Origin of the sequence: Streptomyces argenteolus, assembly GCF_042902585.1 — a bacterium.
Classification (GTDB): Bacteria; Actinomycetota; Actinomycetes; order Streptomycetales; family Streptomycetaceae; genus Streptomyces; species Streptomyces argenteolus.
Genome location: NZ_JBIBEG010000001.1, coordinates 1137475 through 1158820, shown reverse-complemented (window position 1 = coordinate 1158820; position 21346 = coordinate 1137475). Strand labels below are relative to the sequence as shown.

General features: G+C 71.5%; 19 protein-coding genes. 6 read left to right on the top strand and 13 right to left on the bottom strand.

Going from position 1 to position 21346, the window contains the following annotated elements:
- Window positions 1-80 precede the first annotated feature (80 nt).
- Window positions 81-2075, bottom strand: a complete 1995-nt coding sequence (locus ACFY8O_RS05220; RefSeq protein ID WP_145804165.1) for a CocE/NonD family hydrolase — start codon at window positions 2073-2075, stop codon at window positions 81-83.
- Between the two features lie 8 nt (window positions 2076-2083).
- Window positions 2084-3583 (bottom strand): peptide MFS transporter, encoded by a 1500-nt coding sequence (locus ACFY8O_RS05215; protein ID WP_387898954.1) that lies wholly within the window; start codon window positions 3581-3583, stop codon window positions 2084-2086.
- A 156-nt stretch (window positions 3584-3739) separates the two neighbouring features.
- Here ACFY8O_RS05215 and ACFY8O_RS05210 point away from each other — a divergent pair, with 156 nt between their 5' ends.
- From ACFY8O_RS05210 to ACFY8O_RS05190, 5 genes are all read left to right on the top strand, one after another.
- A complete protein-coding gene (locus ACFY8O_RS05210; protein ID WP_145804162.1) occupies window positions 3740-4750 on the top strand; it encodes a polyprenyl synthetase family protein in 1011 nt (336 codons plus the stop codon).
- Between the two features lie 200 nt (window positions 4751-4950).
- Entirely contained in the window at window positions 4951-6171 is a 1221-nt protein-coding gene (locus ACFY8O_RS05205) for a LolA family protein (protein ID WP_387898950.1), read from the top strand.
- Between the two features lie 157 nt (window positions 6172-6328).
- The gene (locus ACFY8O_RS05200) at window positions 6329-7315 is read left to right on the top strand and encodes an ABC transporter ATP-binding protein (RefSeq protein WP_387898948.1); all 987 of its coding nucleotides are present in this window, start codon (window positions 6329-6331) and stop codon (window positions 7313-7315) included.
- Window positions 7302-8192 (top strand): ABC transporter permease, encoded by an 891-nt coding sequence (locus ACFY8O_RS05195; RefSeq protein WP_387898945.1) that lies wholly within the window; start codon window positions 7302-7304, stop codon window positions 8190-8192. The genes ACFY8O_RS05200 and ACFY8O_RS05195 overlap by 14 nt, the downstream gene beginning before the upstream one ends.
- 196 nt (window positions 8193-8388) lie before the next feature.
- On the top strand, window positions 8389-9015 hold the full coding sequence (locus tag ACFY8O_RS05190) for a TetR/AcrR family transcriptional regulator (RefSeq protein WP_387898937.1): 627 nt from the start codon (window positions 8389-8391) through the stop codon (window positions 9013-9015).
- Between the two features lie 22 nt (window positions 9016-9037).
- Here ACFY8O_RS05190 and ACFY8O_RS05185 read toward each other — a convergent pair whose 3' ends face one another.
- The 7 genes from ACFY8O_RS05185 to ACFY8O_RS05155 form a co-directional block, all read right to left on the bottom strand.
- On the bottom strand, window positions 9038-9559 hold the full coding sequence (locus ACFY8O_RS05185) for a flavodoxin family protein (RefSeq protein WP_387899596.1): 522 nt from the start codon (window positions 9557-9559) through the stop codon (window positions 9038-9040).
- 73 nt (window positions 9560-9632) lie between these two features.
- Complete coding sequence (locus tag ACFY8O_RS05180) at window positions 9633-10442, bottom strand: HAD family hydrolase (protein WP_387898934.1); 810 nt, start codon at window positions 10440-10442, stop codon at window positions 9633-9635.
- A 66-nt stretch (window positions 10443-10508) separates the two neighbouring features.
- Window positions 10509-10958, bottom strand: a complete 450-nt coding sequence (locus tag ACFY8O_RS05175) for a VOC family protein (RefSeq protein ID WP_145804148.1) — start codon at window positions 10956-10958, stop codon at window positions 10509-10511.
- Window positions 10959-11036: 78 nt separating this feature from the next.
- Window positions 11037-11480, bottom strand: a complete 444-nt coding sequence (locus ACFY8O_RS05170) for a hypothetical protein (RefSeq protein WP_387898932.1) — start codon at window positions 11478-11480, stop codon at window positions 11037-11039.
- 50 nt (window positions 11481-11530) lie between these two features.
- Window positions 11531-13108 carry an FAD-dependent monooxygenase gene (locus ACFY8O_RS05165; protein WP_387898929.1) on the bottom strand — a complete coding sequence of 526 codons (1578 nt, stop codon included), beginning with the start codon at window positions 13106-13108 and terminating at the stop codon, window positions 11531-11533.
- 71 nt (window positions 13109-13179) lie between these two features.
- Window positions 13180-14169 carry an EamA family transporter RarD gene (gene rarD, locus ACFY8O_RS05160; protein ID WP_387898926.1) on the bottom strand — a complete coding sequence of 330 codons (990 nt, stop codon included), beginning with the start codon at window positions 14167-14169 and terminating at the stop codon, window positions 13180-13182.
- Between the two features lie 115 nt (window positions 14170-14284).
- A complete protein-coding gene (locus tag ACFY8O_RS05155) occupies window positions 14285-15145 on the bottom strand; it encodes an SDR family oxidoreductase (RefSeq protein ID WP_387898923.1) in 861 nt (286 codons plus the stop codon).
- A gap of 117 nt (window positions 15146-15262) precedes the next feature.
- Between ACFY8O_RS05155 and ACFY8O_RS05150 the strand changes: the two genes are divergently transcribed.
- Window positions 15263-15658 carry a winged helix-turn-helix transcriptional regulator gene (locus ACFY8O_RS05150; protein ID WP_387899593.1) on the top strand — a complete coding sequence of 132 codons (396 nt, stop codon included), beginning with the start codon at window positions 15263-15265 and terminating at the stop codon, window positions 15656-15658.
- Window positions 15659-15665: 7 nt separating this feature from the next.
- Here the strand turns inward: ACFY8O_RS05150 and ACFY8O_RS05145 are convergent, their stop codons facing one another.
- From ACFY8O_RS05145 to ACFY8O_RS05130, 4 genes are all read right to left on the bottom strand, one after another.
- Window positions 15666-16667, bottom strand: coding sequence for a 2-oxoacid:ferredoxin oxidoreductase subunit beta (locus ACFY8O_RS05145; RefSeq protein WP_387899590.1), 1002 nt, complete (start codon window positions 16665-16667; stop codon window positions 15666-15668).
- 55 nt (window positions 16668-16722) lie between these two features.
- The gene (locus ACFY8O_RS05140; protein ID WP_387898920.1) at window positions 16723-18678 is read right to left on the bottom strand and encodes a 2-oxoacid:acceptor oxidoreductase subunit alpha; all 1956 of its coding nucleotides are present in this window, start codon (window positions 18676-18678) and stop codon (window positions 16723-16725) included.
- 275 nt (window positions 18679-18953) lie between these two features.
- Window positions 18954-19613 carry a response regulator gene (locus tag ACFY8O_RS05135; RefSeq protein WP_145804833.1) on the bottom strand — a complete coding sequence of 220 codons (660 nt, stop codon included), beginning with the start codon at window positions 19611-19613 and terminating at the stop codon, window positions 18954-18956.
- Window positions 19614-19892: 279 nt separating this feature from the next.
- A complete protein-coding gene (locus ACFY8O_RS05130; RefSeq protein WP_145804132.1) occupies window positions 19893-21248 on the bottom strand; it encodes a sensor histidine kinase in 1356 nt (451 codons plus the stop codon).
- Window positions 21249-21346 lie beyond the last annotated feature (98 nt).

The window sequence follows — 21346 nt, the reverse complement described above, 5'->3', positions numbered from 1 at the left end:
AACACGGTACGTCGGCGGCGCCGGTCGGCGGCAGTGCCTCAAGTAGGCGTAATGCCCGGAAAGTTACGTGATAACCCTGGTCAGCCCGCCGTGCGGGGGATGCGTTTCTCCCAGGTCCGGTGGAAGACGACCTCCTCGCCGTCCTTGCACACGACCTCGTTGGAGGTGATGAAGTCGTCCGCGTCCGCGCTCGTCTCCGAACGCGTCTCGATCCGCACGTCCCAGGCCATCTCGGGACGGTGGAGCCGGATCGTCCAGTCCGAGCGGGCCCGGGCCGACAGCGGGTCGTCCTGCTGGATCGTGTAGGTCTCCAGCGCGTCCTCGGTGAACTCCAGCCCGTCGGGATAGACCCGTGTGCCGCCGTAGCGCGGATCGACCTCCAGACGCCATTCGCCCTTGGCGACGTCACGGACCACCAGACGCTCGGGTCGCGGCTCTTCGAGCGTCACCGGATACACGACACCGAGCGGCTCCGCCTGCTCCGGTTCGCCGAAGGTGATCCCCGGGTCCTCGGTGTGCCGGCGGACGGGGAGCTCGACGATGCTCCCGTCGGCCTTCAGGGTGAAGCCCTCCGAGCCGGCCTGCGGCCAGATCCACGGCCAGTAGGAGGACGAGACCGCGATCCTGATGCGGTGCCCGGGCGGGAACGTGTGGCCGATGCCGTTGAGCTCGAAGCTGACGTCCTCGGTCTCCCCGGCGGGCCAGTCGTCGGAGCGGTCGCGTCCGTGACGGGCGGCCAGGTTGAGGGCGCCCCGGGTCACCAGGGTCGAGGCGCCGTCGGGGGCCACGTCGCAGAGCCGCGCGATCACCTGCCCGCGCGGTACGTCCATCCGGATGCGCAGCGACACCCGGGGTCGGCCGAGGATCTCGATCGGCGCGTCCTCGACGGGGAACTCGAAGCAGACCGACTTGGCGTCCTCGTCCCGCTGGTCCGGCGGCAGGTCGGCCTCGTTGCCGAAGGGGAAGAAGCGTCCCGCGTCCAGTCCCGTCTGCTGGGGCGAGCGGACGGTCTGCGGGCCGCCCGCCAGCGCGTACGCCACCGGCGCGACATTCTCCGAGGGCCACGCCGCGTCGCCGACCCAGCGCCCGGGCAGCGTCTCGTAGACCGTGGCGGGAGGGTGCGAGCCGCTGATCCAGGACCGCAGCAGCGGCTCGTTCATCACCCCGGTGTCCTTGTCCTTGAGGTGCTCGTCCCACCAGCGCAGCGTCTCCTGGAGGAAGCCGATCGCGGGGCCCGGCGGGAGCCCGCGGTCCGGGTACTGGTGCGACCAGGGGCCGATCAGCCCGCGCACCTGCCCGGGGTCCAGGTGCTCCACGAGCCGCAGGACCGTGTCGCGGTACGGGTCGTGCCAGCCGCCCACCGCCAGGACCTTCGCCTTGATCGCGCCGTAGTCCTCGCAGACGCTGCCGTGCTTCCAGTAGTCGTCACGGGTCTGGTGCGCCAGCCAGGTGTGGATGAACGGATCGACCTTCTCCAGCCGCCGCAGCCACATGTCCCGCCAGTCCTCGCCGACGTCCGCCGGGTCCGGGGGCCGACAGACGAACGCCAGCATGGTGGAGGCCCAGGCGTGCATGTCCACGCCGAGGACCGAGCCGCCCATGTAGTGCACGTCGTTGTCGTAGCGGTCGTCGGCCGAGCACACGGTGACGATGGCCTTCAGCGGTTCCGGGGCGAGGGCGGCGATCTGGAGCGAGTTGAAGCCGCCCCAGGAGATGCCGAACATGCCGACCCGGCCCGAGCACCATTCCTGCTGCGCGAGCCAGTGCACGACCGCCACCCCGTCGGCGAGCTCCGTCGCGTCGTACTCGTCGCCCGGCATCCCCTCGCTGTTGCCGTGCCCGCGTACGTCGACGCGTACGGAGGCGTAGCCGTGGCCCGCGTACCAGGGGTGGCGCTGCCAGTCGCGCGGCGCGGTCCAGTCGCTCAGCCGGTAGGGCAGGTACTCCAGCAGGGCGGGCACCGGTTCGTCGGTGACCGGCCGCCAGATCCGTGCGTACAGCTGGGTGCCGTCCGCCAGCGGGATGTACAGGTCCTCGTGGATGGTCTCGTACGGGAATGCGGTGCGGATGTGCATGGCGTACCTCAGTGGACGGGGTGCATGGTGCGCCTGAGCCAGGGAGCGGCGGCGACGACGGCCAGACCGGCCACCACCGCGACGGCACCATTGACACCGAAGTAGGCGGGGTTGGAGACCTCGCCGTACAGCTTCACGATCTGTGCCTGGATGCCGTTGGCGAGGGCCAGGGACAGGAACCACAGCGCCATCGTCTGGCTGGCGAACGCCTTGGGGGCGAGCTTCGTGGTGGCGGACATGCCGGAGGTCTCCAGCAGGATGTCGCCGAGTCCGAGCAGCAGGTAGGAGCCGACGATCCACCAGGCGGTCATCCGGTAGGTGTCGTCGGCGTGCCCGGAGGTCGGCAGGACCATCAGCAGGAAGGAGAGACCGCCGAGGATCACGCCGATCGCGATCTTGTTCGACGCGTGCGGCTGGCGCGGTCCCATCCGGGCCCAGACGGCCGCCACGACGGGTGCGAGCGCCACCTCGAAGGCGCCCAGCGCGGAGGCGTACCAGCCCGCCGGGAAGTGGAAGCCGAAGATCTCCGTACGGGCGTTCGTCGAGGCCAGCAGCATCATCGTGGAGTACGCCTGGAAGAGGATGAAGTTGAAGACGACGGACGCCAGGAAGAGGACGACGTACGGCCTGAGCCTGCCGCGCTCCTCCGGGCTGACCCGCGGGCTCCTGAACATCACGACGAAGTAGACGACGGGCGCGATCACCGAGACGAGGGTGAGGACGTCGACGAAGCGGTCCATGGTCAGCCACCCGGCCAGCGTCAGGGCGGTCGCCGCCAAGGCGGCCACCACGACGCCGGCCACGATGAGCAGCACGGCCCGGCGCATCGGGCCGGGCGCGAGGGCGTACTCCGCGCCGTGCTTTCGCCCGGCCAGGTGACGCCGGCCCGCGACGTACTGGATCAGGCCGAGCGTCATGCCGAACGCCGCGGCCGAGAATCCCCAGTGCCAGCCGGCGTGGTCACCCAGCCAGGCGGTGACGAGCGGGCCGGCGAAGGCGCCGATGTTGATGCCCATGTAGTAGAGCGCGAAGCCGGCGTCCCTGCGGTCGTCCTCCGTGCGGTACAGCTTGCCGACCATCGAGGCCACGTTGGGCTTGAGCAGACCCGTGCCCGCGCTGATCAGCCCGAGGCCCACCCAGGTCATCGTGGCGGTCGGCACGGCCATGGCGTAGTGGCCGCAGGCGATGAGGATGCCGCCGTACAGCACGGCACGGTACGAACCGAGGATCCGGTCGGCCAGCCAGCCGCCGGCGACCGAGACCAGATAGACCAGGGTGCCGTAGGCGGCGGAGACCGAGGCGGCGGTGCCCGGCTCCATGCCCATGCCGCCGCCGGAGACCGTGTCGGCGAAGAAGAGGACCAGGATCGCCTGCATCCCGAGGAACGAGAAGCGTTCCCAGACCTCCAGCCCGGACAGGGTCATCAGCCCCCGTGGCTGGCCGAAGAAGGCCGTGTCGTCTCCGGGCGGCGGCTGGGCCGGTTCGGTACCGGTCGCGGTGTGGGACAAAGCGACAACTCCTGATCGTATGAGCTGATCCCGAACATACCGGCGGTGGCGGGAAGGCGCCCACGGTGATCCAAAGGGGACCGGATACGCTGAGTTGAGTGATGACAGCGACACATCGACATTCAGTGTGATCGTCAGCAGACAGGAGATCCCCTCGTGACCGTCGTCGGGCCGTTCGGACTGCGCGTGCGGGACCAGGCGCTTGAGGCCGATGTCCAGGCCGGTTTGGCCGCTGTCGAGGCGGGGCTCCTGGACGCGACCAAGAGTGAGGTCCCCTTCATCACGGAGGCCGCACAGCACCTGGTCAGCGCGGGCGGCAAGCGCTTCCGGCCGCTGCTGGTGATGCTCGCCGCGCAGTTCGGCGACCCCGACGCCCCGGGGGTCGTCCCCGCGGCCGTCGTCGTCGAGCTGACGCACCTGGCGACGCTGTACCACGACGACGTGATGGACGAGGCGGACGTGCGCCGCGGGGTGGACAGCGCCAACACGCGCTGGGGCAACTCCGTCGCCGTCCTGACGGGCGACTTCCTCTTCGCCCGCGCCTCCCACATCCTGGCCGACCTCGGCCCGGAAGCCGTACGTATCCAGGCCGAGGCGTTCGAACGCCTGGTCACCGGCCAGATCCTGGAGACCGCGGGCCCGCGGGACGGCCGCGACCCGGTCGACCACTACATGGACGTGCTGGGCGGCAAGACCGGGTCCCTGGTCGCCGTCTCGGGCCGGTTCGGTGCCCTGATGGCCGGAGCGGACGAGTCGGTCGTCGACATCCTCACCCAGTACGGCGAACGCCTCGGCATCGCCTTCCAGCTCGCCGACGACGTCCTGGACATCGCCAGCGACTCCCACGAGTCGGGCAAGACGCCCGGCACCGACCTGCGTGAGGGCATCCCCACCCTGCCGGTACTCCACCTGCGCGCGCGGGCGGCGGCCGGGGACGACCCGCAGGACAAGGAGCTCGTGGAGCTCCTGGACGGCGACCTCGGTGACGACGACAGGCTCGCGGAGGCCCTGCGCCGGCTGCGCGCCCACCCCGCGCTGGAGCAGGCGCGGCGGGACACCGTCCGCTACGCCCAGGAGGCCAGGGCGACCCTGGCACCGCTGCCCGAGTGCTATGCCAAGGCGGCGCTCGAAGAGCTGTGCGACGCTGTGGTGCACCGCGCGGGCTGAACCCCTAGGGGTGCCCGCGCCCTCCGTGCTCCCGGGTCATCCCGGAGAGGTACACGGAGTTGCTCCCGAGGACTGACGCTTGTTCGCGCCCGATTTGGTCAGATGGATGACAACCACTCCTGACCACATCGGGTGAGAATGGCGGCGGGGAGTGGACGTGCAACGGGATGGCAGCCGCCGACCACGGAGGTAGAGCACACATGGCACCGAACGACAGCGCAGAGACCAACGGCGAGGCCACGGGCACTGTCGTGGGCCGCCGGAAGGCGGCGCGCTACATCGTCCCCTTCGCGGTGGCGGGAGTGGCGGCGGCGACGATCGGACTCGTCCCGGCACTCGCGGACTCCGGAGACCCCGAGCTCCCTGACATCACGGCGCAGGAACTGATCGAGAAGATCGCCGCATCGGACGAGGAGCAGCTCTCCGGGACGCTCAAGGTCAGCACCGACCTCGGCATCCCCGCGCTCGGCGGACTCGCGGGCTCCTTCGCCCCGGAGACGGGCGGCGACGGGTCGAGCGCCTCCCCGGACGCGAAGCTCATGGAGCTCGCCTCCGGGACGCACACGCTCCGGGTGGCGGTCGACGGCCCCGACAAGCAGCGGCTCTCGATCCTCGGCGAGGGCTCCGAGTACAGCGTCGTCCACAACGGCGACGACGTCTGGGGATACGACAGCGAGAGCAACGAGGTCTACCACGCGCGGTCCGCCGAGAAGGCCGGCACCGAAAAGCGCGCGACCCCCGAAGGCGTGCCCACCACCCCGAAGGAGCTCGCCGAGGAGGCGCTCGCCGCGGCGGGTGACACCACGTCCGTCACGGTCGACGGCACGGCACAGGTGGCGGGGCGCGACGCCTACCAGCTCCTGATCAAGCCGAAGCAGTCCGGTTCCACCGTCAAGTCCGTCACCGTCGCGGTCGACGCCTCGACCGGCGTCCCGCTGAAGTTCACCCTGGCCCCGACCAGCGGCGGCAAGGCCGCGATCGACGCCGGCTTCACCAAGGTGGACTTCTCGAAGCCCGACGCGTCCTCCTTCACCTTCACCCCGCCCAAGGGCGCGAAGGTGACCGAGGCCGAGGAGCTGAAGGACGAGGCAGGGAAGCACGGTGCGGGGGACAAGGCCCACGAGGACCTGGGCGCCCTGAAGGACTTCAAGGGCCCCGACGTCATCGGTGAGGGCTGGAACACCGTCGCCGAGATCGAGATCCCGGGCGGCGCCGGCCTCCCCACGCAGGGCTCCGGTGACATGCCGGCCCAGGCACAGCAGTTCCTGGACGCCCTCGGCGACAAGGTCACCGGCTCGTTCGGCTCGGGCACGGTCTTCAAGACGCGCCTGGTCAACGCGCTGATGACGGACGACGGCAAGGTCTACGTCGGCGCGGTCACCCCCGACGCCCTGGTGAAGGCGGCCGACACCGCCCGGTAAGGCGCACCGTACGCCCCCGCCCCGCCGTACGCTCCGTACGGCGGGGCGGAGCCGTACGCGGCCGGAGCGGGAGCCGTGCGCGGCGGGACACGCCGGGACGGGGCGCCGGAGGCCGGAGGGATTCCCCGCACACGGCGGGACAGGACCGGGAGTGCGCATGACCGACACACAGGCCGCGGTGGCCGGACCGGAGGCGGGGCCGGGGCGCGGCGCCGTGATCGAGACCCGTGGTCTCACCAAGCGCTACCGCGGCGGGCAGCCGGCCGTCGACGGCCTCGACCTCACCGTCCCGGGCGGCAGCGTCTTCGGCTTCCTGGGACCCAACGGCTCGGGCAAGACCACCACGATCCGGATGCTCATGGGCCTCATCGACCCGACCTCCGGCACCGCCCACGTCCTGGGCCGTGCCATGCCGGGAGCGGCCCGGACCGTGCTCCCCCAGGTCGGCGCGCTGATCGAAGGCCCCGCCCTGTACGGCTTCCTGACGGGCCGCGCCAATCTCGTACGCTTCGACTCCGCCGACCCGACGGCCGATCCGCGCACCCGGCGCGCCCGCGTCGAGAACGCCCTGGAACGGGTCGGTCTCGCCGCCGCGGCGGGCAAGAAGGCCAAGGCGTACTCGCTCGGGATGAAGCAGCGCCTCGGGCTCGCCGCCGCGCTGCTCCGGCCGCGCAAACTGCTCGTGCTGGACGAGCCGACCAACGGCCTCGACCCGCAGGGCATGCGCGAGATCCGTTCGCTGATCCGGGAACTGGCGGCCGAGGGCACCACCGTCTTCCTCTCCTCCCACCTGCTCGACGAGATCGAACAGGTCTGCACCCACGCGGCGGTGATGGCCCGCGGCCGGCTCCTCGTCCAGGGCCCCGTCGCCGCGCTCGCCGCGGGCACCCGGGGCCGGCTCGCGGTCACCACTCCGGACCCGGGCCCGGCCGCCCGCATCCTCGCGGAGCACGGCGCGAAGGGGCTCGTCACCGACGGGGACCGGGTCAGCGCCGAAGCGCCGCCGGGCGAGGTGGAACTCGCCGACCTCAACGCCGCCCTGGTGCGCGGGGGTGTCCGCGTACGCGCCTTCGGCGTCGAACGGGCCTCGCTGGAGGACGCCTTCGTCGCACTCACCGGAGAGGGATTCGATGTCGCAGGCTGAGCTCACCGCCCCGTCCGCGCCCCGCACACCGCGCCACGCGCTGTGGAGCCTCGGGATCCTCCGCTCCGAGCTGGCCACCATGCTCCGCCGGTGGCGCACCGTGGCGCTCCTCGGAGTGCTCGCGGCCGTGCCCGTCCTCATCGGGATCGCCGTCCGGATCGAGACGGGCGACGGGCCGCAGGGCGGTCCCGGGGGCGGGGGAGGCGGTCCCGCGTTCCTCTCCCAGGTCACCAACAACGGCCTGTTCCTCGTCTTCGCCGCCCTCTCCGCGACGCTCCCCGTCTTCCTCCCCATGGCCGTCGGCGTCGTCGCGGGGGACTCCGTCGCGGGCGAGGCCGGCGGCGGCACCCTGCGGTACCTCCTGGTCGCCCCGGCGGGCCGCACCCGGCTGCTGCTCGCGAAGTACGCGTCCGTGCTCGTGTTCTGCCTGCTCGCCACCCTCGTCGTGGCGGCGTCGGCGCTCGCCACCGGAGCGCTGCTCTTCCCGGTGGGAGAGGTCACGACGATCTCGGGGACGCGCATCGGCTTCGGTGAGGGACTGCTGCGGGCGGGCCTGATCGCGCTGGTGGTGGCCGTGTCCCTGGCAGGGTTCGCGGCGCTGGGGCTGTTCGTCTCGACGCTCACCGGCAGCGGGATCGCGGCGATGGCCGCCACCGTGGGAGTCCTGGTCACCGTGCAGATCCTGGACACGATGCCGCAGCTGCACGCGATCCATCCGTATCTCTTCCCGCACTACTGGCTGTCCTTCACGGACCTGCTGCGCGAACCCGTCTACGGGGACGAGATGGTGCGCAACCTGGGTCTGCAGGCGCTCTACGCGGCGGTGTTCGGCTCAGCGGCCTGGGCGCGGTTCACGACGAAGGACATCACCGTCTGAGAGCCTCGCACGTTCCGTGCGCGCCGTCGGCCGGTCGAGCCGTCCCCCGATCGGCTCGTCGCGGCACGAACGGCACGAACGGTGTGCGGGACGGAGCGTCACGACACGGTACGTTCCGTTTCCAGCCTGGTCATTGTTCGACTTCTGGCGACGACCTGTCAACAAGCGGTGGGTGGAATCCCCCTATGCTCACCGAATGATCACATCGCCGAGTTCCCTGCGTCGCAGTGAGAGGTCACGGCGGGCGACGCTGGACGCCGCTCTGGAGCTGTGCACGGAGAGGGGTTACGGCCGCGTCACCGTCGAGGCCATCGCGGCGCGCGCCGGTGTGAGCAAGAAGACGATCTACCGCTGGTGGCCGTCGAAGGGCGCGGTGCTGCTGGAGGCGTTCGCGGAAGTCTTCGTCAACGCCACGCCGTTCGTCGACACCGGTGACATCGACGCCGACCTGCGGACCCATGTCACCGGGGCGGTGAAGCTGCTCTCCACGCCCCCCTACGGACCCGCCTACGCCGGCATCCTCACGGAGCTGCACCACGACGACGTCCTCGGGCGGGCCGTGCGCGAGGACGTCGTCGGCCCGCGCTTCGAGGCTGCCGTGGGGCGCATGCGCAGGGCGCAGGAGCAGGGGCAGATACCCGCCGGCGCCGACCTGCCGCTCGCCGTGGAGATGATTTACGGCCCGGTCTACTACCGCCTGGTGCTGCGCAAGCCCCCTCAGGACGAGGAGACCGTCGCCGCGCTGGTGGCCCATGTCCTGCGGTCCCTGCGCGCCGTCCCGGCCGATCCCGCCGTGGACGCTCCCGCGGCTACCGGCGGCTGAAGACGCCTGCCGCCGGGCCGTCTCAGTCGAAGAAGTCCTTCGCCCGGGCCGTGGCCGCGGTGTCGGACAGTACGTCACCGGGCTTGCTGCCGTTGCCCAGCAGCACCCCGCCCCAGCGCATCCCGAGGTAGCGCGCCGCACTGCGCAGGGTGCCCGCGAGAGGGTCGGCGGCTCCGGGGTCGGGGTCGGCGAGTGCGGTGACGCCCCAGAGGGTCTTCCCCGCCATCCGCCGCTCGAAGCCGACCCCGGGTGTCTCCAGCCAGCCCGACCAGTGGTCCAGGTAGCGCTTGGTGGAGGTGGAGACGGCGTACCAGTAGAGCGGTGAGGCCACGACCACGTCCGTCGCCGCGAGGGTCGCCTCCAGCAGGATCGCCGCGTGCCCGGTGGGGCTGGTGTGGCCGTCCGAGTGCCGCCGGTCCTCGAAGTCGGGCAGCGGGAGGTCCCGCAGGTCCAGCCATCGCTGCTGGGTGCCGGGCGGCAGCTGTTCGGCGGCGAGCCGGGCGAGGGTCTCCGTGTTGCCGCCGGAGCGGCTGCTGCCGAGCAGGAAGAGGAAGGTGCACGTGCATGAAGTTTTGGGGGATGCTTTTCGGCCGTCGCTTCCGCGGGGGAGCCTGCTCTCAGGCGAACAGCCGCTCCAGGACGACCGCGACCCCGTCGTCGCGGTTGGACAGGGTGATCTCGTCGGCCTCGGCCTTCAGTTCCGCGTGCGCGCCGGCCATCGCCACCCGGTGCCCGCAGAGCCGGAACATCGGCAGGTCGTTGGGCATGTCGCCGAACGCCACCGCCCCGGCCGGATCGCGGTCCAGCAGCCCGGCGGCCCGCGCGATCCCGGTGCCCTTGTCGACGCCGTACGGCGCCAGCTCCACCGTGCCCGGCCCCGCCATCGTGACGGAGGCCAGGTCACCGACGGCGCCGCGCGCGGCGGCGGCCAGCTCGTCGTCCGTCAGCGCGGGGTGGCGTATGAGCACCTTGACGACCGGCTCCGCCCACAGCTCCTCGCGCCGTTCGGCCCGCCGGGCGGGGAGGGTGGGGTGCGGCATGCGGTAGCCCGGCTCGATCAGGGTCCTGCCCTCAGCGCCGTCCTGGTCGACCGCGGCGAAGACCTGGCCCACCTCGGCCTCGATCTTGCCGAGCGCCGTGTCCGCCAGGTCCCGGTCCAGCGTCACCGAACTCACCATGCGGCCCGCCCCGGCGTCGTACACCTGCGCGCCCTGTCCGCAGACCGCGAGGCCGTCGTAACCGAGGTCCGCCAGCAGGGCGCGTATGCCGGGCACCGGGCGCCCCGTGACGATCAGATGCCGCGCGCCCGCCCCCGCGGCGCGGGCGAGGGCGGCGCGGGAGCGGGGGCTCACCGAGTCGTCCGGACGCAGCAGGGTGCCGTCCAGATCCGTGGCGACGAGGGTGTATGCGGCGAGTGGCGTGAACATGAGGGTCAGCCTAGAGAGATCGGCCTCCCGCCGTACGCCGCTGACCTGCGGGGACGGTCGGCCCTGTCAGTGGACGCAGAATTCGTTGCCCTCCGGGTCCAGGAGCACCTGCCAGGACCCCCCGGGGTGGTCGACGGTCCGCAGCACGCCCGCGCCCAGGCGCACGAGCCGCTCCACCTCGGCCTCGCGCTCCCCGGGGGCCGCGTGGACGTCCATGTGCAGGCGGTTCTTCACCGTCTTCACCTCCGGTACGCGCTGGAAGAGCAGCCGGCGCCCGAGCCCGGTCCCGCTCTTCACGTCGTACGGATCGTCCGGGTGCCGCACCGCCGCGAGATCGCGCCACGCCCGGCGCCCATGCGACTGGACCGTGGCGGCCTCGGGCGCGGCCCCGGCGGCGAGCAGTTGCTCGATCAGAGCGCTGTTGTCCTCGAGGAGGTAGCCGAGAGCCTCGGCCCAGAAGTCGGCCTGGGCGTGCGGGTCTCCGGCGTCGATGACGAGCTTCCAGTGAAGGGTCATGGGATGTTCATACTGGGTGCGCGGAGGCGACGGCAACGGCCACGCCGGGCGCGCCGCCCCGTTCGTGGGTCCGGTCCCTCACTCCGGCGGGCAGGTCTCGCAGACGTGCCCGCCGAGCGCGGCCAGCAGCTGTCCGGCCGCCTTCCGCACCGCCGGATCCCCGTCCGTGGCCAGCCTCTCGGCCGTCTGCCTCCCCGCCAGCACCGCTCGATGCGCGTCCCCGGCCCACTCCGGGTGGTGGGCGTGGGCGAGGACGGCCCGCAGCAGACCGAGCACACCGGCCCGGTCCCTGACCGTCTCCACGGCGGCCAGCTCCCAGAGGAACGGCACGGTGGCGACCGTCGCGTCGAACACCGCCATGGCGGCTATCCACGCGCGCAGATCGCTGAGCGCGTCCTCGGCCGACTCGGCGTCGCCCCAGGCGATGCGCGAGAGCGTCCCGGGCACCTGGGACGCGGAGCCCTGGGCATGGCGCAGCTCATGCCACTGAACGTGCCTCATGCCCTGCAGGACGGTCCCCATCCGGGCACTCAATCAGCCTTTGCGTGTGCCGTCCACCATGCCTGCCCCCCTCACCGGTACCGTGGCCCGGACCCGTCGAGCGCCGCCAGGCAGTCCCGTACCGCGTGCGGGTCGTCCGCCCTCGCGTGCAGGGCCACGTGACCGTCCGGCCGGATCACGACGACCGCGTCCCCGTCGACGCCGTACGCCGCGCGGGCCAGGCCCCGCCGGTCGTGCAGGGCGTGCGGGCCGGCCTCCGCCGTCTCCGCCTCCGTGGCTCCGGGGCCGAGGACCCGGCAGGTCCGTACCGCGTCGCCGTGGGCCGCGGCGGCCTCCCGCAGCGAGGGTCCACTGCCCGCGCCGAAGCCCAGCAGCGTGATGTGCGGCCCGGCGAAGGTGTGGAAGAGGCGGGTGGGCGCGCCGGTCGCCGCCTCGTGGCAGGGGGCGTCGGGCGCGCGGTCGCCGGACCGCACCTCGCCCCCGCATCCGGGGCGGGCGAGCGAACTCCACCGGTAGCCCTGGCCGAGTCCCGACATCGAGGGCGTCACGGCCGCGTCGAGCCCGCCCCCCGGTTGCCTGATCGCCTCCAGCGTGGCCCGCAGCCGCTCCGACGTGAGGTCCAGCGTCCGGGCGGCCACCGGCAGCCGCTCCTCCTCGTAGGTGTCGAGCAGCCCCTCGCCGGCCCGTCCGCCCACCACCTGGGCGAGCTTCCAGCCCAGGTTGAAGGCGTCCTGGATGCCGGTGTTCATGCCGAGGCCGCCCGCGATGGCGTGCACGTGGGCGGCGTCCCCCGCCAGCAGGACCCGGCCCACCCGGTAGCGGTCCACCATGCGCACGTTGACGCGGTACGTCGAGAGCAGCGTGGCCCCGGTGAGGTGGGCGGCGGGCAGCCGGGTGTGCCGGGCGAAGAGCCGCCCGAAGCCTTCGGGGGACGGCGGGAGCGGACGGCCGTCCGCGTCCCTCTCGGGGCCGGACTGGAACCACCAGCCCGTCCGGGTGCCGGGGATCGGGCAGAGCATCACGGCCCCGTCCTCGTCGAACCACTGGTGCCAGACGTCCCGGTCCAGGACGCCGTGCGTGATCTCGACGTCGCCGCAGACCATCACCTGTTCCTCGTCCGTCTCGCCCTCGAACGGGATGCCCAGCAGGGTGCGTACGCGGCTGTGGGCGCCGTCGCAGCCCACCACGTACCGCGCCTCGGTGCGGGAGCCGTCGGCGAAGGTCACGGTCACCGCGGCGCCGTCCTCGGTGAGCCCCACGACCTCGGTGCCGGTCTCCACGGCCGCGCCGAACTCGGCGAGGCGGTCGCGCAGGATCTCCTCCAGCCGCCACTGGGCGATCAGCCGCCCCCGGTCGTACGGCGCGTCCGGCGTCGGTGAGGAGCCCGCGTACGGGTCGGTGTCGGCGACGGGCTCGCCGTCGCGGTACTTCCGCATCAGGAGGGGCGCCACGCTCGCCGCCTTCACCCGCTCGAGGACGCCGAGGTGCTCCAGCACCTCCAGGGAGCGGGGGTTGGGTCCCTTGGACCGGGAGCTGCGCGGATGCTCCGGCGACCTGTCCACGATCCGCAGGGCGATCCCGCGCCGGGCGAGATCGCAGGCGAGCGTCAGCCCGGTCGGGCCGGCGCCCACGATCAGTACGTCGGTCATGACTGCTCCTCGGTTCGCGGTCTCCTGCCGTGACAGGAAAACGCAACCGAGTAAAAAAAGCAACTGAGTAACTATTTGATGGCCGGACTGTCGGTCTCCGCGGGCCGGGCGGAAGCCGGGCCGGCCGGCGTGGCCGCCTGTGCCGCCCGTACCGCCAGGCGCAGTGCCTCCGCCCTCGTGCGCCGCGCCGTCCGCAGCGCGTCCCAGGTCAGCATGGTCAGCGCCACCCAGACGAGCGCGAACCCGGCCCACCGCTCGGGCGGCATCTCCTCGTGGAAGTAGAGGATGCCCAGGGTGAACTGGAAGACCGGCGCGAGGTACTGGAGCAGGCCCAGCACCGACAGCGGCACCCGGATCGCCGCGGCGCCGAAGCAGACGAGCGGGATCGCGGTGACGAGCCCCGTGGCGGCGAGCAGGGCGCCGTGTCCCGCGCCTCCGTAGAGGAACGTCGCGTCGCCGCTCGCCCCCAGCCACACCAGGAAGCCGAGCGCGGGCAGGAAGAGGACGGCGGTCTCGGCGGCCAGGGACTCCAGCCCGCCCATGCCGACCTTCTTCTTCACCAGGCCGTACGTGGCGAACGAGAAGGCCAGCACCAGCGAGATCCAGGGCGGCTGCCCGTAGCCCACGGCGAGGACGAGCACCGCCGCGAAGCCGGTCGCCACCGCGGTCCACTGGACCGGACGCAGCCGCTCGCCGAGCAGCAGGACGCCCATGGCGATGGTGACCAGGGGGTTGATGAAGTAGCCGAGGGACGCCTCGACGACGTGGCCGTTGTTGACGGCCCAGATGTACAGGCCCCAGTTGACCGATATGACGGTCGCGGCGATCGCGATCAGCCCCAGCTGCCGGGGGCGGCGCACGAGCTCCCCGATCCAGGCCCAGCGGCGCAGGAGGAGCAGCGCGATCCCGACGACGCCCAGCGACCAGACCATGCGGTGCGCGAGGATCTCCACCGCGCCCGACGGCTCCAGCAGCGGCCAGAAGAGGGGCACGAGCCCCCACATCCCGTACGCGCCTATTCCGTACAGCAGGCCTGCCCGCTGCTCGTTCTTCCCCTCCACGGGCCCTCCCGGCACTCCTGGTCGGCGACGTCCGACTGCACGAAGGTAGCGCCGCGAGGGCTCCATGTCATAGCCGTCTCACGGAAACGGTCGTGACAGGGTTCGGGGTGCCCGCTCAGGCGGCGGACAGCGCCTCGGCGACCGACGTGGCCAGCGGCGTCGTCGGCCGGCCGATCAGCCGGGCCAGGTCCCCGCTCGTCCCCGCCAGCAGGCCGCGCTCGATCGCCGCGTCGACGTCGACGAGGATCTCGGCGAAGGGCTCGGGCAGTCCGGCCCCGACGAGGATCTCCTGGTGCGTGGCGGCGGGGACGTTGCTGTAGACGATCTCCCGCCCCGTCGCCTCCGCCACCACGGCGGCGTACTCGGCCAGCGACCAGGCGGTGTCGCCGCTGAGCTCGTACACCGCGCCGAGGTGCCCCTCGCCGGTCAGCACGGCGGCTGCGGCGGCGGCGTAGTCTCCGCGTGTGGCGGAGGCGATGCGGCCCTCGCCCGCGTTGGCGACGACCGCGCCGTGCTCCAGGACCGGCGCGAGGTTCGCGGTGTAGTTCTCCGTGTACCAGCCGTTGCGCAGGAAGGTGTGGGGGATCCCCGAGTCGAGGATCAGCCGCTCGGTCTCCTTGTGCTCGTCGGCCAGCCGGAAGTCGGCGTCCGGCCCGCCCAGGACGCCCGTGTACGCGAGCTGCGCCACCCCGGCGGCCTTGGCGGCGTCGATCACCGCGGTGTGCTGGGGGATGCGCCGGCCCACCTGGTCGGCCGAGATCAGCAGCACGCGGTCACCGGAGCGGAAGGCGCCGGCGAGCGTCTCGGGCCGGTCGTAGTCGGCGACGCGGATCTCGACACCCCGGGCGGCGAGGGGCGCGGCCTTCTCCGCATTGCGGACGACCGCGGCGATCGATCCCGCAGGGACCTGGTCGAGCAGCCGCTCGACGACGAGACGTCCGAGCTGTCCGGTTGCTCCTGTGACGACGATGCTCATGGGTTTCTCCTGGTGCGTGCGCTGATCCTGGGACGGACTCTTGCCACTCACTGTAAGGGGCGTACTTTCTATTCGAAAGTACCCACTTTGAAGTAAGATACTGACGTGGACGTACGTATGATCAGGCCCCCGAGCGTGAACGAGCCGATGTGCCCCTCCCGGCTGGTGCTCGAACACGTCACCAGCCGCTGGGGCGTCCTCGTGCTGGCGGCGCTGCTCGAACGCTCGCACCGCTTCGGTGAACTGCGCCGGGCCGTGGGCGGCGTCAGCGAGAAGATGCTGACCCAGACGCTCCAGACGCTGGAGCGCGACGGCTTCGTGCACCGGGACGCCAAGCCCGTCATCCCGCCGAGGGTGGACTACTCGCTCACCCCGCTCGGCAGGGAGGCCGCGGACCAGGTCTGGGGGCTCGCCAGGTGGGCGGAGCGCCGGCTCGACGCGGTCGAGACCGCCCGCGAGGCATACGACGAGGCCCGGAGCCGACCGGCTCCGGGCCTCGGTGAGCAGGGGTGACGGCCGGTCAGCCGACCACGGTCCAGGTGTCGTTGCCCGCCAGCAGGGCGCTCAGGTCACCCTTCCCGTGCTGCTCGATCGCGGCGTCGAGCTGGTCGGACATGAGGGCGTCGTAGACGGGGCGCTCCACACTGCGCAGGACGCCGATCGGGGTGTGGTGCAGCGTGTCGGCGTCGGCCAGCCGCGACAGCGCGAACGCGGTCGTGGGACTCGGGTTGTGGGCGTCGTGCACGAGGACGCGTGACTGGTTCTCCTCGGTCACCGCGACGACGCTCAGGTCGCCCGTCAGGGGGTCGCGGACCACGCCCTTCGCGCCGTCGGCCCCGAAGCGGATCGGCTTGCCGTGTTCGAGACGGATGACCGCCTCCTCGGCCCGCTCCTTGTCCTTGAGGACCTCGAAGGCGCCGTCGTTGAAGATGTTGCAGTTCTGGTAGATCTCCACCAGCGCGGTGCCGGGGTGCTCGGCCGCCGCGCGCAGCACGCCGGTGAGGTGCTTGCGGTCCGAGTCGACCGTACGGGCGACGAACGACGCCTCCGCGCCCAGCGCCAGCGAGACCGGGTTGAAGGGGGCGTCCAGCGACCCCATCGGCGTCGACTTGGTGATCTTGCCGACCTCGGAGGTGGGACTGTACTGGCCCTTGGTGAGGCCGTAGATCCGGTTGTTGAACAGCAGGATCTTGAGGTTGACGTTGCGGCGCAGGGCGTGGATGAGGTGGTTGCCGCCGATGGACAGGGCGTCGCCGTCCCCGGTGACCACCCAGACGGACAGGTCGCGCCGGGAGGTGGCCAGGCCCGTCGCGATCGAGGGCGCGCGGCCGTGGATGGAGTGCATCCCGTAGGTGTTCATGTAGTACGGGAAGCGGGACGAGCAGCCGATGCCGGAGACGAACGTGATGTTCTCCCTCGCCAGCCCCAGTTCGGGCATGAAGCCCTGCACGGCCGCGAGGACCGCGTAGTCCCCGCAGCCCGGGCACCAGCGCACCTCCTGGTCGGACTTGAAGTCCTTCATGGACTGCTTGCCCTCGGCCTTGGGGACCAGCTGGAGGAGCTCGTTGGCGTGTGCGTCAGGCACCGATGGCCTCCTTGAGGACTGTGGCGAGCTGCTCGGCCTTGAACGGCATTCCGTTGACCTGGTTGTAACTCCGGGCGTCCACGAGGTACTTGGCCCTGATCAGCATGGCCAGCTGACCGAGGTTCATCTCCGGGACGACGACCTTGTCGTACCGCTTCAGGACCTCGCCGAGATTCCGCGGGAACGGGTTGAGGTGGCGCAGATGGGCCTGTGCGATGGTCTCCCCGGCCGCGCGGAGCCGCCGTACCGCCGCGGTGATGGGGCCGTACGTCGAACCCCAGCCCAGGACCAGGGTCCTCGCGCCCGCCGGGTCGTCGACCTCCAGGTCGGGGACCTCGATGCCGTCGACCTTCGCCTGACGGGTGCGGACCATGAAGTCGTGGTTGGCCGGATCATAGGAGATGTTGCCCGTGCCGTCCTGCTTCTCGATCCCGCCGATCCGGTGTTCGAGCCCGGGGGTGCCCGGTACGGCCCAGGGGCGGGCCAGGGTCTCCGGGTCCCGCTTGTACGGCCAGAACACCTCGGTGCCGTCGGCGAGTTCGTGGTTCGGCCCGCTCGCGAACCGCGTCCGCAGGTCCGGCAGGCTGTCGGCCTCGGGAATCCGCCACGGCTCGGAGCCGTTCGCCAGATAGCCGTCGGAGAGCAGGAACACCGGCGTCCGGTAGGTCAGCGCGATGCGGGCGGCGTCCAGGGCCGCGTCGAAGCAGTCCGCCGGGGTCCTCGGCGCCACGATCGGCACCGGTGCCTCGCCGTTGCGCCCGTACATGGCCTGGAGCAGATCCGCCTGCTCGGTCTTGGTCGGCAGACCGGTGGAGGGGCCGCCGCGCTGGATGTCGATGATCAGCAGCGGCAGTTCCAGCGAGACCGCCAGGCCGATCGTCTCCGACTTCAGCGCCACACCGGGACCCGACGTGGTCGTCACGCCCAGGGACCCGCCGAACGCGGCGCCGAGCGCCGCCCCGATCCCGGCGATCTCGTCCTCCGCCTGGAACGTCCGCACGCCGAAGTTCTTGTGCTTGCTGAGCTCATGCAGAATGTCCGACGCCGGGGTGATCGGATAGGACCCCAGATAGACCGGCAGCTCGGCCTGCCGGCCCGCCGCGATCAGGCCGTACGACAGGGCGAGATTCCCCGAGATGTTGCGGTAGGTGCCCGTGGGGAATGCCTGCGAGGCCGGCGCGACCTCGTACGAGACGGCGAAATCCTCCGTCGTCTCACCGAAATTCCATCCCGCGCGGAACGCCGTCACGTTCGCCTCGGCGATGTCCGGCTTCTTGGCGAACTTCGACCGGAGGAATGCCTCCGTCCCCTCGGTCGGACGGTTGTACATCCAGGACAACAGCCCGAGCGCGAACATATTCTTCGACCGCTCGGCCTCCTTGCGGGAAAGCCCGAACTCCTTGAGCGCCTCGATCGTCAATGTGGTCAAAGGCACCGGGTGGACGTTGTACGCCTCCAGCGACCCGTCCTCGAGAGGGGACGCGTCATATCCGACCTTGGCCATCGGACGCTTGGTGAATTCGTCCGTGTTCACAATGATGTCGGCCCCGCGCGGCACATCGGCGATATTCGCCTTCAACGCCGCGGGATTCATCGCGACCAGCACGTTCGGCGCGTCGCCCGGAGTGAGGATGTCGTGGTCCGCGAAATGCAGCTGGAACGACGACACACCCGGCAGGGTGCCTGCGGGCGCCCGGATCTCGGCCGGGAAGTTCGGCAGGGTCGACAGGTCGTTCCCGAACGACGCCGTCTCCGACGTGAAGCGGTCGCCCGTGAGCTGCATGCCGTCACCCGAGTCACCCGCGAAACGGATGATCACCCGGTCGAGACGACGGACTTCCTTCTCGGTGGCGCCCGTACGATCAAAGTGCGGGGCTCGTTGCTCCCCGACGACAGCCTCGCTGGCCTCATCGGACTTACCGGCTGGGCTACTGACCTGGCTGGTCACTGAACTGGACCTCCCTGGGGCGGCGGCTCGAGGACCGGCCGGCCCGCCGGCGGTCCAGGCACCACCCTACTTCTGTAAGGGTCGCCTTCCTCGGACCGGTCATATGGTGGACGCGTTTCCGGGCACGAATACTTCACGCGGCCATATTCCCGGACCCCGGTGACCGGGGGCTGACATCCCGGCGGGCGGCAGTACTCGTCCTTTCGTCCTGGGCCCGGAGTTTCGGTCGACCGGGGGTGGAGCATTCAGATCATCGCCGACAGATCATCTCGTCGCTAGGACTTCAAGTAGGTCAGAACGGCGAGAACGCGCCGATGGTCTCCGTCGCTGGGTGACAGGCCGAGTTTCAGGAAGATGTTGCTGACGTGCTTCTCGACGGCTCCGTCGCTCACCACGAGCTGCCGGGCGACGGCCGAATTCGTACGCCCCTCCGCCATCAGGCCGAGGACCTCCCGCTCGCGCGGCGTGAGCCCCGCCAGCACGTCCTGCTTGCGGCTGCGGCCCAGGAGCTGTGCCACCACCTCGGGGTCCAGCGCGGTGCCGCCCTGCGCCACCCGGACCACGGCGTCCACGAACTCCCTGACCTCGGCCACCCGGTCCTTGAGCAGATAGCCCACCCCACGGCTGCTGCCGGCCAGCAGCTCGGTGGCGTACTCCTCCTCGACGTACTGCGAGAGCACCAGGACCCCGATGTGGGGGTAGTCCTTCCGCAGCCGCACCGCGGCCCGCACCCCCTCGTCGGTGTGCGTCGGGGGCATCCGGACGTCGGCGACGACCACGTCGGGCAGCGCGTCCTGCGCCGCGAGGTCGGCCACCGTCTTGATCAGCGCCTCGGCGTCCCCCACCCCCGCGACGACGTCGTGCCCCAGATCGGTCAGCAGCCTGGTGAGCCCCTCCCGCAGCAGCACCGAGTCCTCGGCGATGACGACCCGCACTCTTTCCTCCACGACGCTGTGTCCCCCACTGTCGGTACTTCGTGCGCACGCCGCCTGGCGTGCCGTCTTGTGTGCCCAGCATTCCAGCATCCGTGCCCGGACGAGCCGTACACGGCTGTTCCCGCGGTGTACGGACCTGCTCCGGTGCCACCGGACGCGCCGCAGTGCCCCGGCCGCCGTGAGGGCGGCCGGGGCACTGCGGTGAGGTGACGGTCCGCACGGGGCCCGGCCCGGCATCGCTGCCGTGCCGGGCCGGACGGTGGCCGTCTCGGGCCGGTGTCAGCCACGCCAGGGCAGCTCCGCCGTGACCGTCGTCGGGCCGCCGGCGGGGGAGTCGACGACGAGGACGCCGTCGACCGCGTCCAGCCGCTCCGCCAGCCCGGCCAGGCCACTGCCCCCGGAGACATCCGCCCCACCCCGCCCGTTGTCGGTGATCTGGAGCATCAGCCGCTCGCCCGCGCGCCACACGTCGACCGAGGCACGGGTGGCCCGGGCGTGCTTGCTGACGTTCTGGAGCAGTTCGGAGACGGTGAAGTACGCGATGCCCTCGATCGCCTGCGCCGGCCGCGACTCAAGGTCCACCACCACGGTCACGGGGACGGTGCAGCGGGAGGCGATCGCGGAGAGTGCCGCGTCCAGTCCGCGGTCGGTGAGGACGGCGGGGTGGATGCCCCGGGCGAGGTCGCGGAGTTCCTGGAGGGCGACCTTGACCTCGCCGTGTGCCTCCTCGACCATGCGGGCGGCGGCCTCCGGGTCCTCGTTCAGCTTCTCCTTCGCCAGGCCCAGGTCCATGGCGAGGGCGACGAGGCGGGCCTGTGCGCCGTCGTGGAGGTCGCGTTCGATGCGGCGCAGGTCCGCGGCGGCCGTGTCCACGACCACCCCACGGTCCGACTCCAGCTCCGAGACCCTGCTGGCCAGCCGGGAGGGGCCGAGCAGCCCTCGCACCATCGCCCGGTCCACGGAGACCAGGCCCCGGACGATCCACGGCGACACCAGGACGAGAGCGAGGCCGATCGCGCTGGTGGCCGCCATCTCGGCGGGGGAGTCGAGGTAGACCTGATGGGTCCTGTCCCCGTAGAGCTGGATGCCGTCGGTCCCCGCGTACGCCGGGAAGACCCAGCGCCACAGCGGATAGGTCAGGGCCGCCAGACCGTACGCCCAGAAGACCACCGCGACGTTGAACGCGAAGACCGCCCACGGCATGTGCAGGACGCAGTAGAGCAGATGCCTCCAGGACACCCCGCTCTTCAGCACCGTGCCGACCCAGGACATCAGGCCGCCCTTCCCGCGCACGGGGGCGGGATCCGCGACGTCGAGCCGCAGCAGGGCGCGCGCCCTGCCCCGTTCCATCGCACCGAACCCGCGGCACATCGCCAGGCCGGCGGCGAGGATCGGAATGCCGAGGAAGGTGATCAGCATGCCCAGCCCCAGCGACACCATGGTGATCGCGAAGCTGAACAGCACCACGCTGATCGGCAGGCTCAGGAGCACATAGCCCAGCTCACGCCATGTACGCCCCTCGAAGGGCGCGCGCAGACCCGCGGGGATGAGGTGCTTCGCCGGGGGGTGGCTCCCCGGCCCGGTGCTGCCGGGCCTGTGGCGGTCCCGCGCGTCCGGTCCGTATGCCGTGGTCATGAGTGGCGTCCGTCCGTTTCTGATGAGCGGGATTGCCCCGCGGGCCGATATGCCGGCTGATGTCTCAAGACTGCTGTGCCGGGGGATCTCGCACCATG

Excerpts from the sequence above, each read along its gene's own strand:
- ACFY8O_RS05170 (WP_387898932.1), bottom strand. The coding sequence starts at position 11,480 with ATGGGGACCGTCCTGCAGGGCATGAGGCACGTTCAGTGGCATGAGCTG.
- ACFY8O_RS05205 (WP_387898950.1), top strand. The coding sequence starts at position 4,951 with ATGGCACCGAACGACAGCGCAGAGACCAACGGCGAGGCCACGGGCACT.
- ACFY8O_RS05220 (WP_145804165.1), bottom strand. The coding sequence starts at position 2,075 with ATGCACATCCGCACCGCATTCCCGTACGAGACCATCCACGAGGACCTG.
- ACFY8O_RS05195 (WP_387898945.1), top strand. The coding sequence starts at position 7,302 with ATGTCGCAGGCTGAGCTCACCGCCCCGTCCGCGCCCCGCACACCGCGC.
- ACFY8O_RS05165 (WP_387898929.1), bottom strand. The coding sequence starts at position 13,108 with ATGACCGACGTACTGATCGTGGGCGCCGGCCCGACCGGGCTGACGCTC.
- ACFY8O_RS05130 (WP_145804132.1), bottom strand. The coding sequence starts at position 21,248 with ATGACCACGGCATACGGACCGGACGCGCGGGACCGCCACAGGCCCGGC.
- ACFY8O_RS05200 (WP_387898948.1), top strand. The coding sequence starts at position 6,329 with ATGACCGACACACAGGCCGCGGTGGCCGGACCGGAGGCGGGGCCGGGG.
- ACFY8O_RS05190 (WP_387898937.1), top strand. The coding sequence starts at position 8,389 with ATGATCACATCGCCGAGTTCCCTGCGTCGCAGTGAGAGGTCACGGCGG.
- ACFY8O_RS05150 (WP_387899593.1), top strand. The coding sequence starts at position 15,263 with ATGATCAGGCCCCCGAGCGTGAACGAGCCGATGTGCCCCTCCCGGCTG.
- ACFY8O_RS05180 (WP_387898934.1), bottom strand. The coding sequence starts at position 10,442 with ATGTTCACGCCACTCGCCGCATACACCCTCGTCGCCACGGATCTGGAC.
- ACFY8O_RS05145 (WP_387899590.1), bottom strand. The coding sequence starts at position 16,667 with ATGAAGGACTTCAAGTCCGACCAGGAGGTGCGCTGGTGCCCGGGCTGC.
- ACFY8O_RS05175 (WP_145804148.1), bottom strand. The coding sequence starts at position 10,958 with ATGACCCTTCACTGGAAGCTCGTCATCGACGCCGGAGACCCGCACGCC.
- ACFY8O_RS05155 (WP_387898923.1), bottom strand. The coding sequence starts at position 15,145 with ATGAGCATCGTCGTCACAGGAGCAACCGGACAGCTCGGACGTCTCGTC.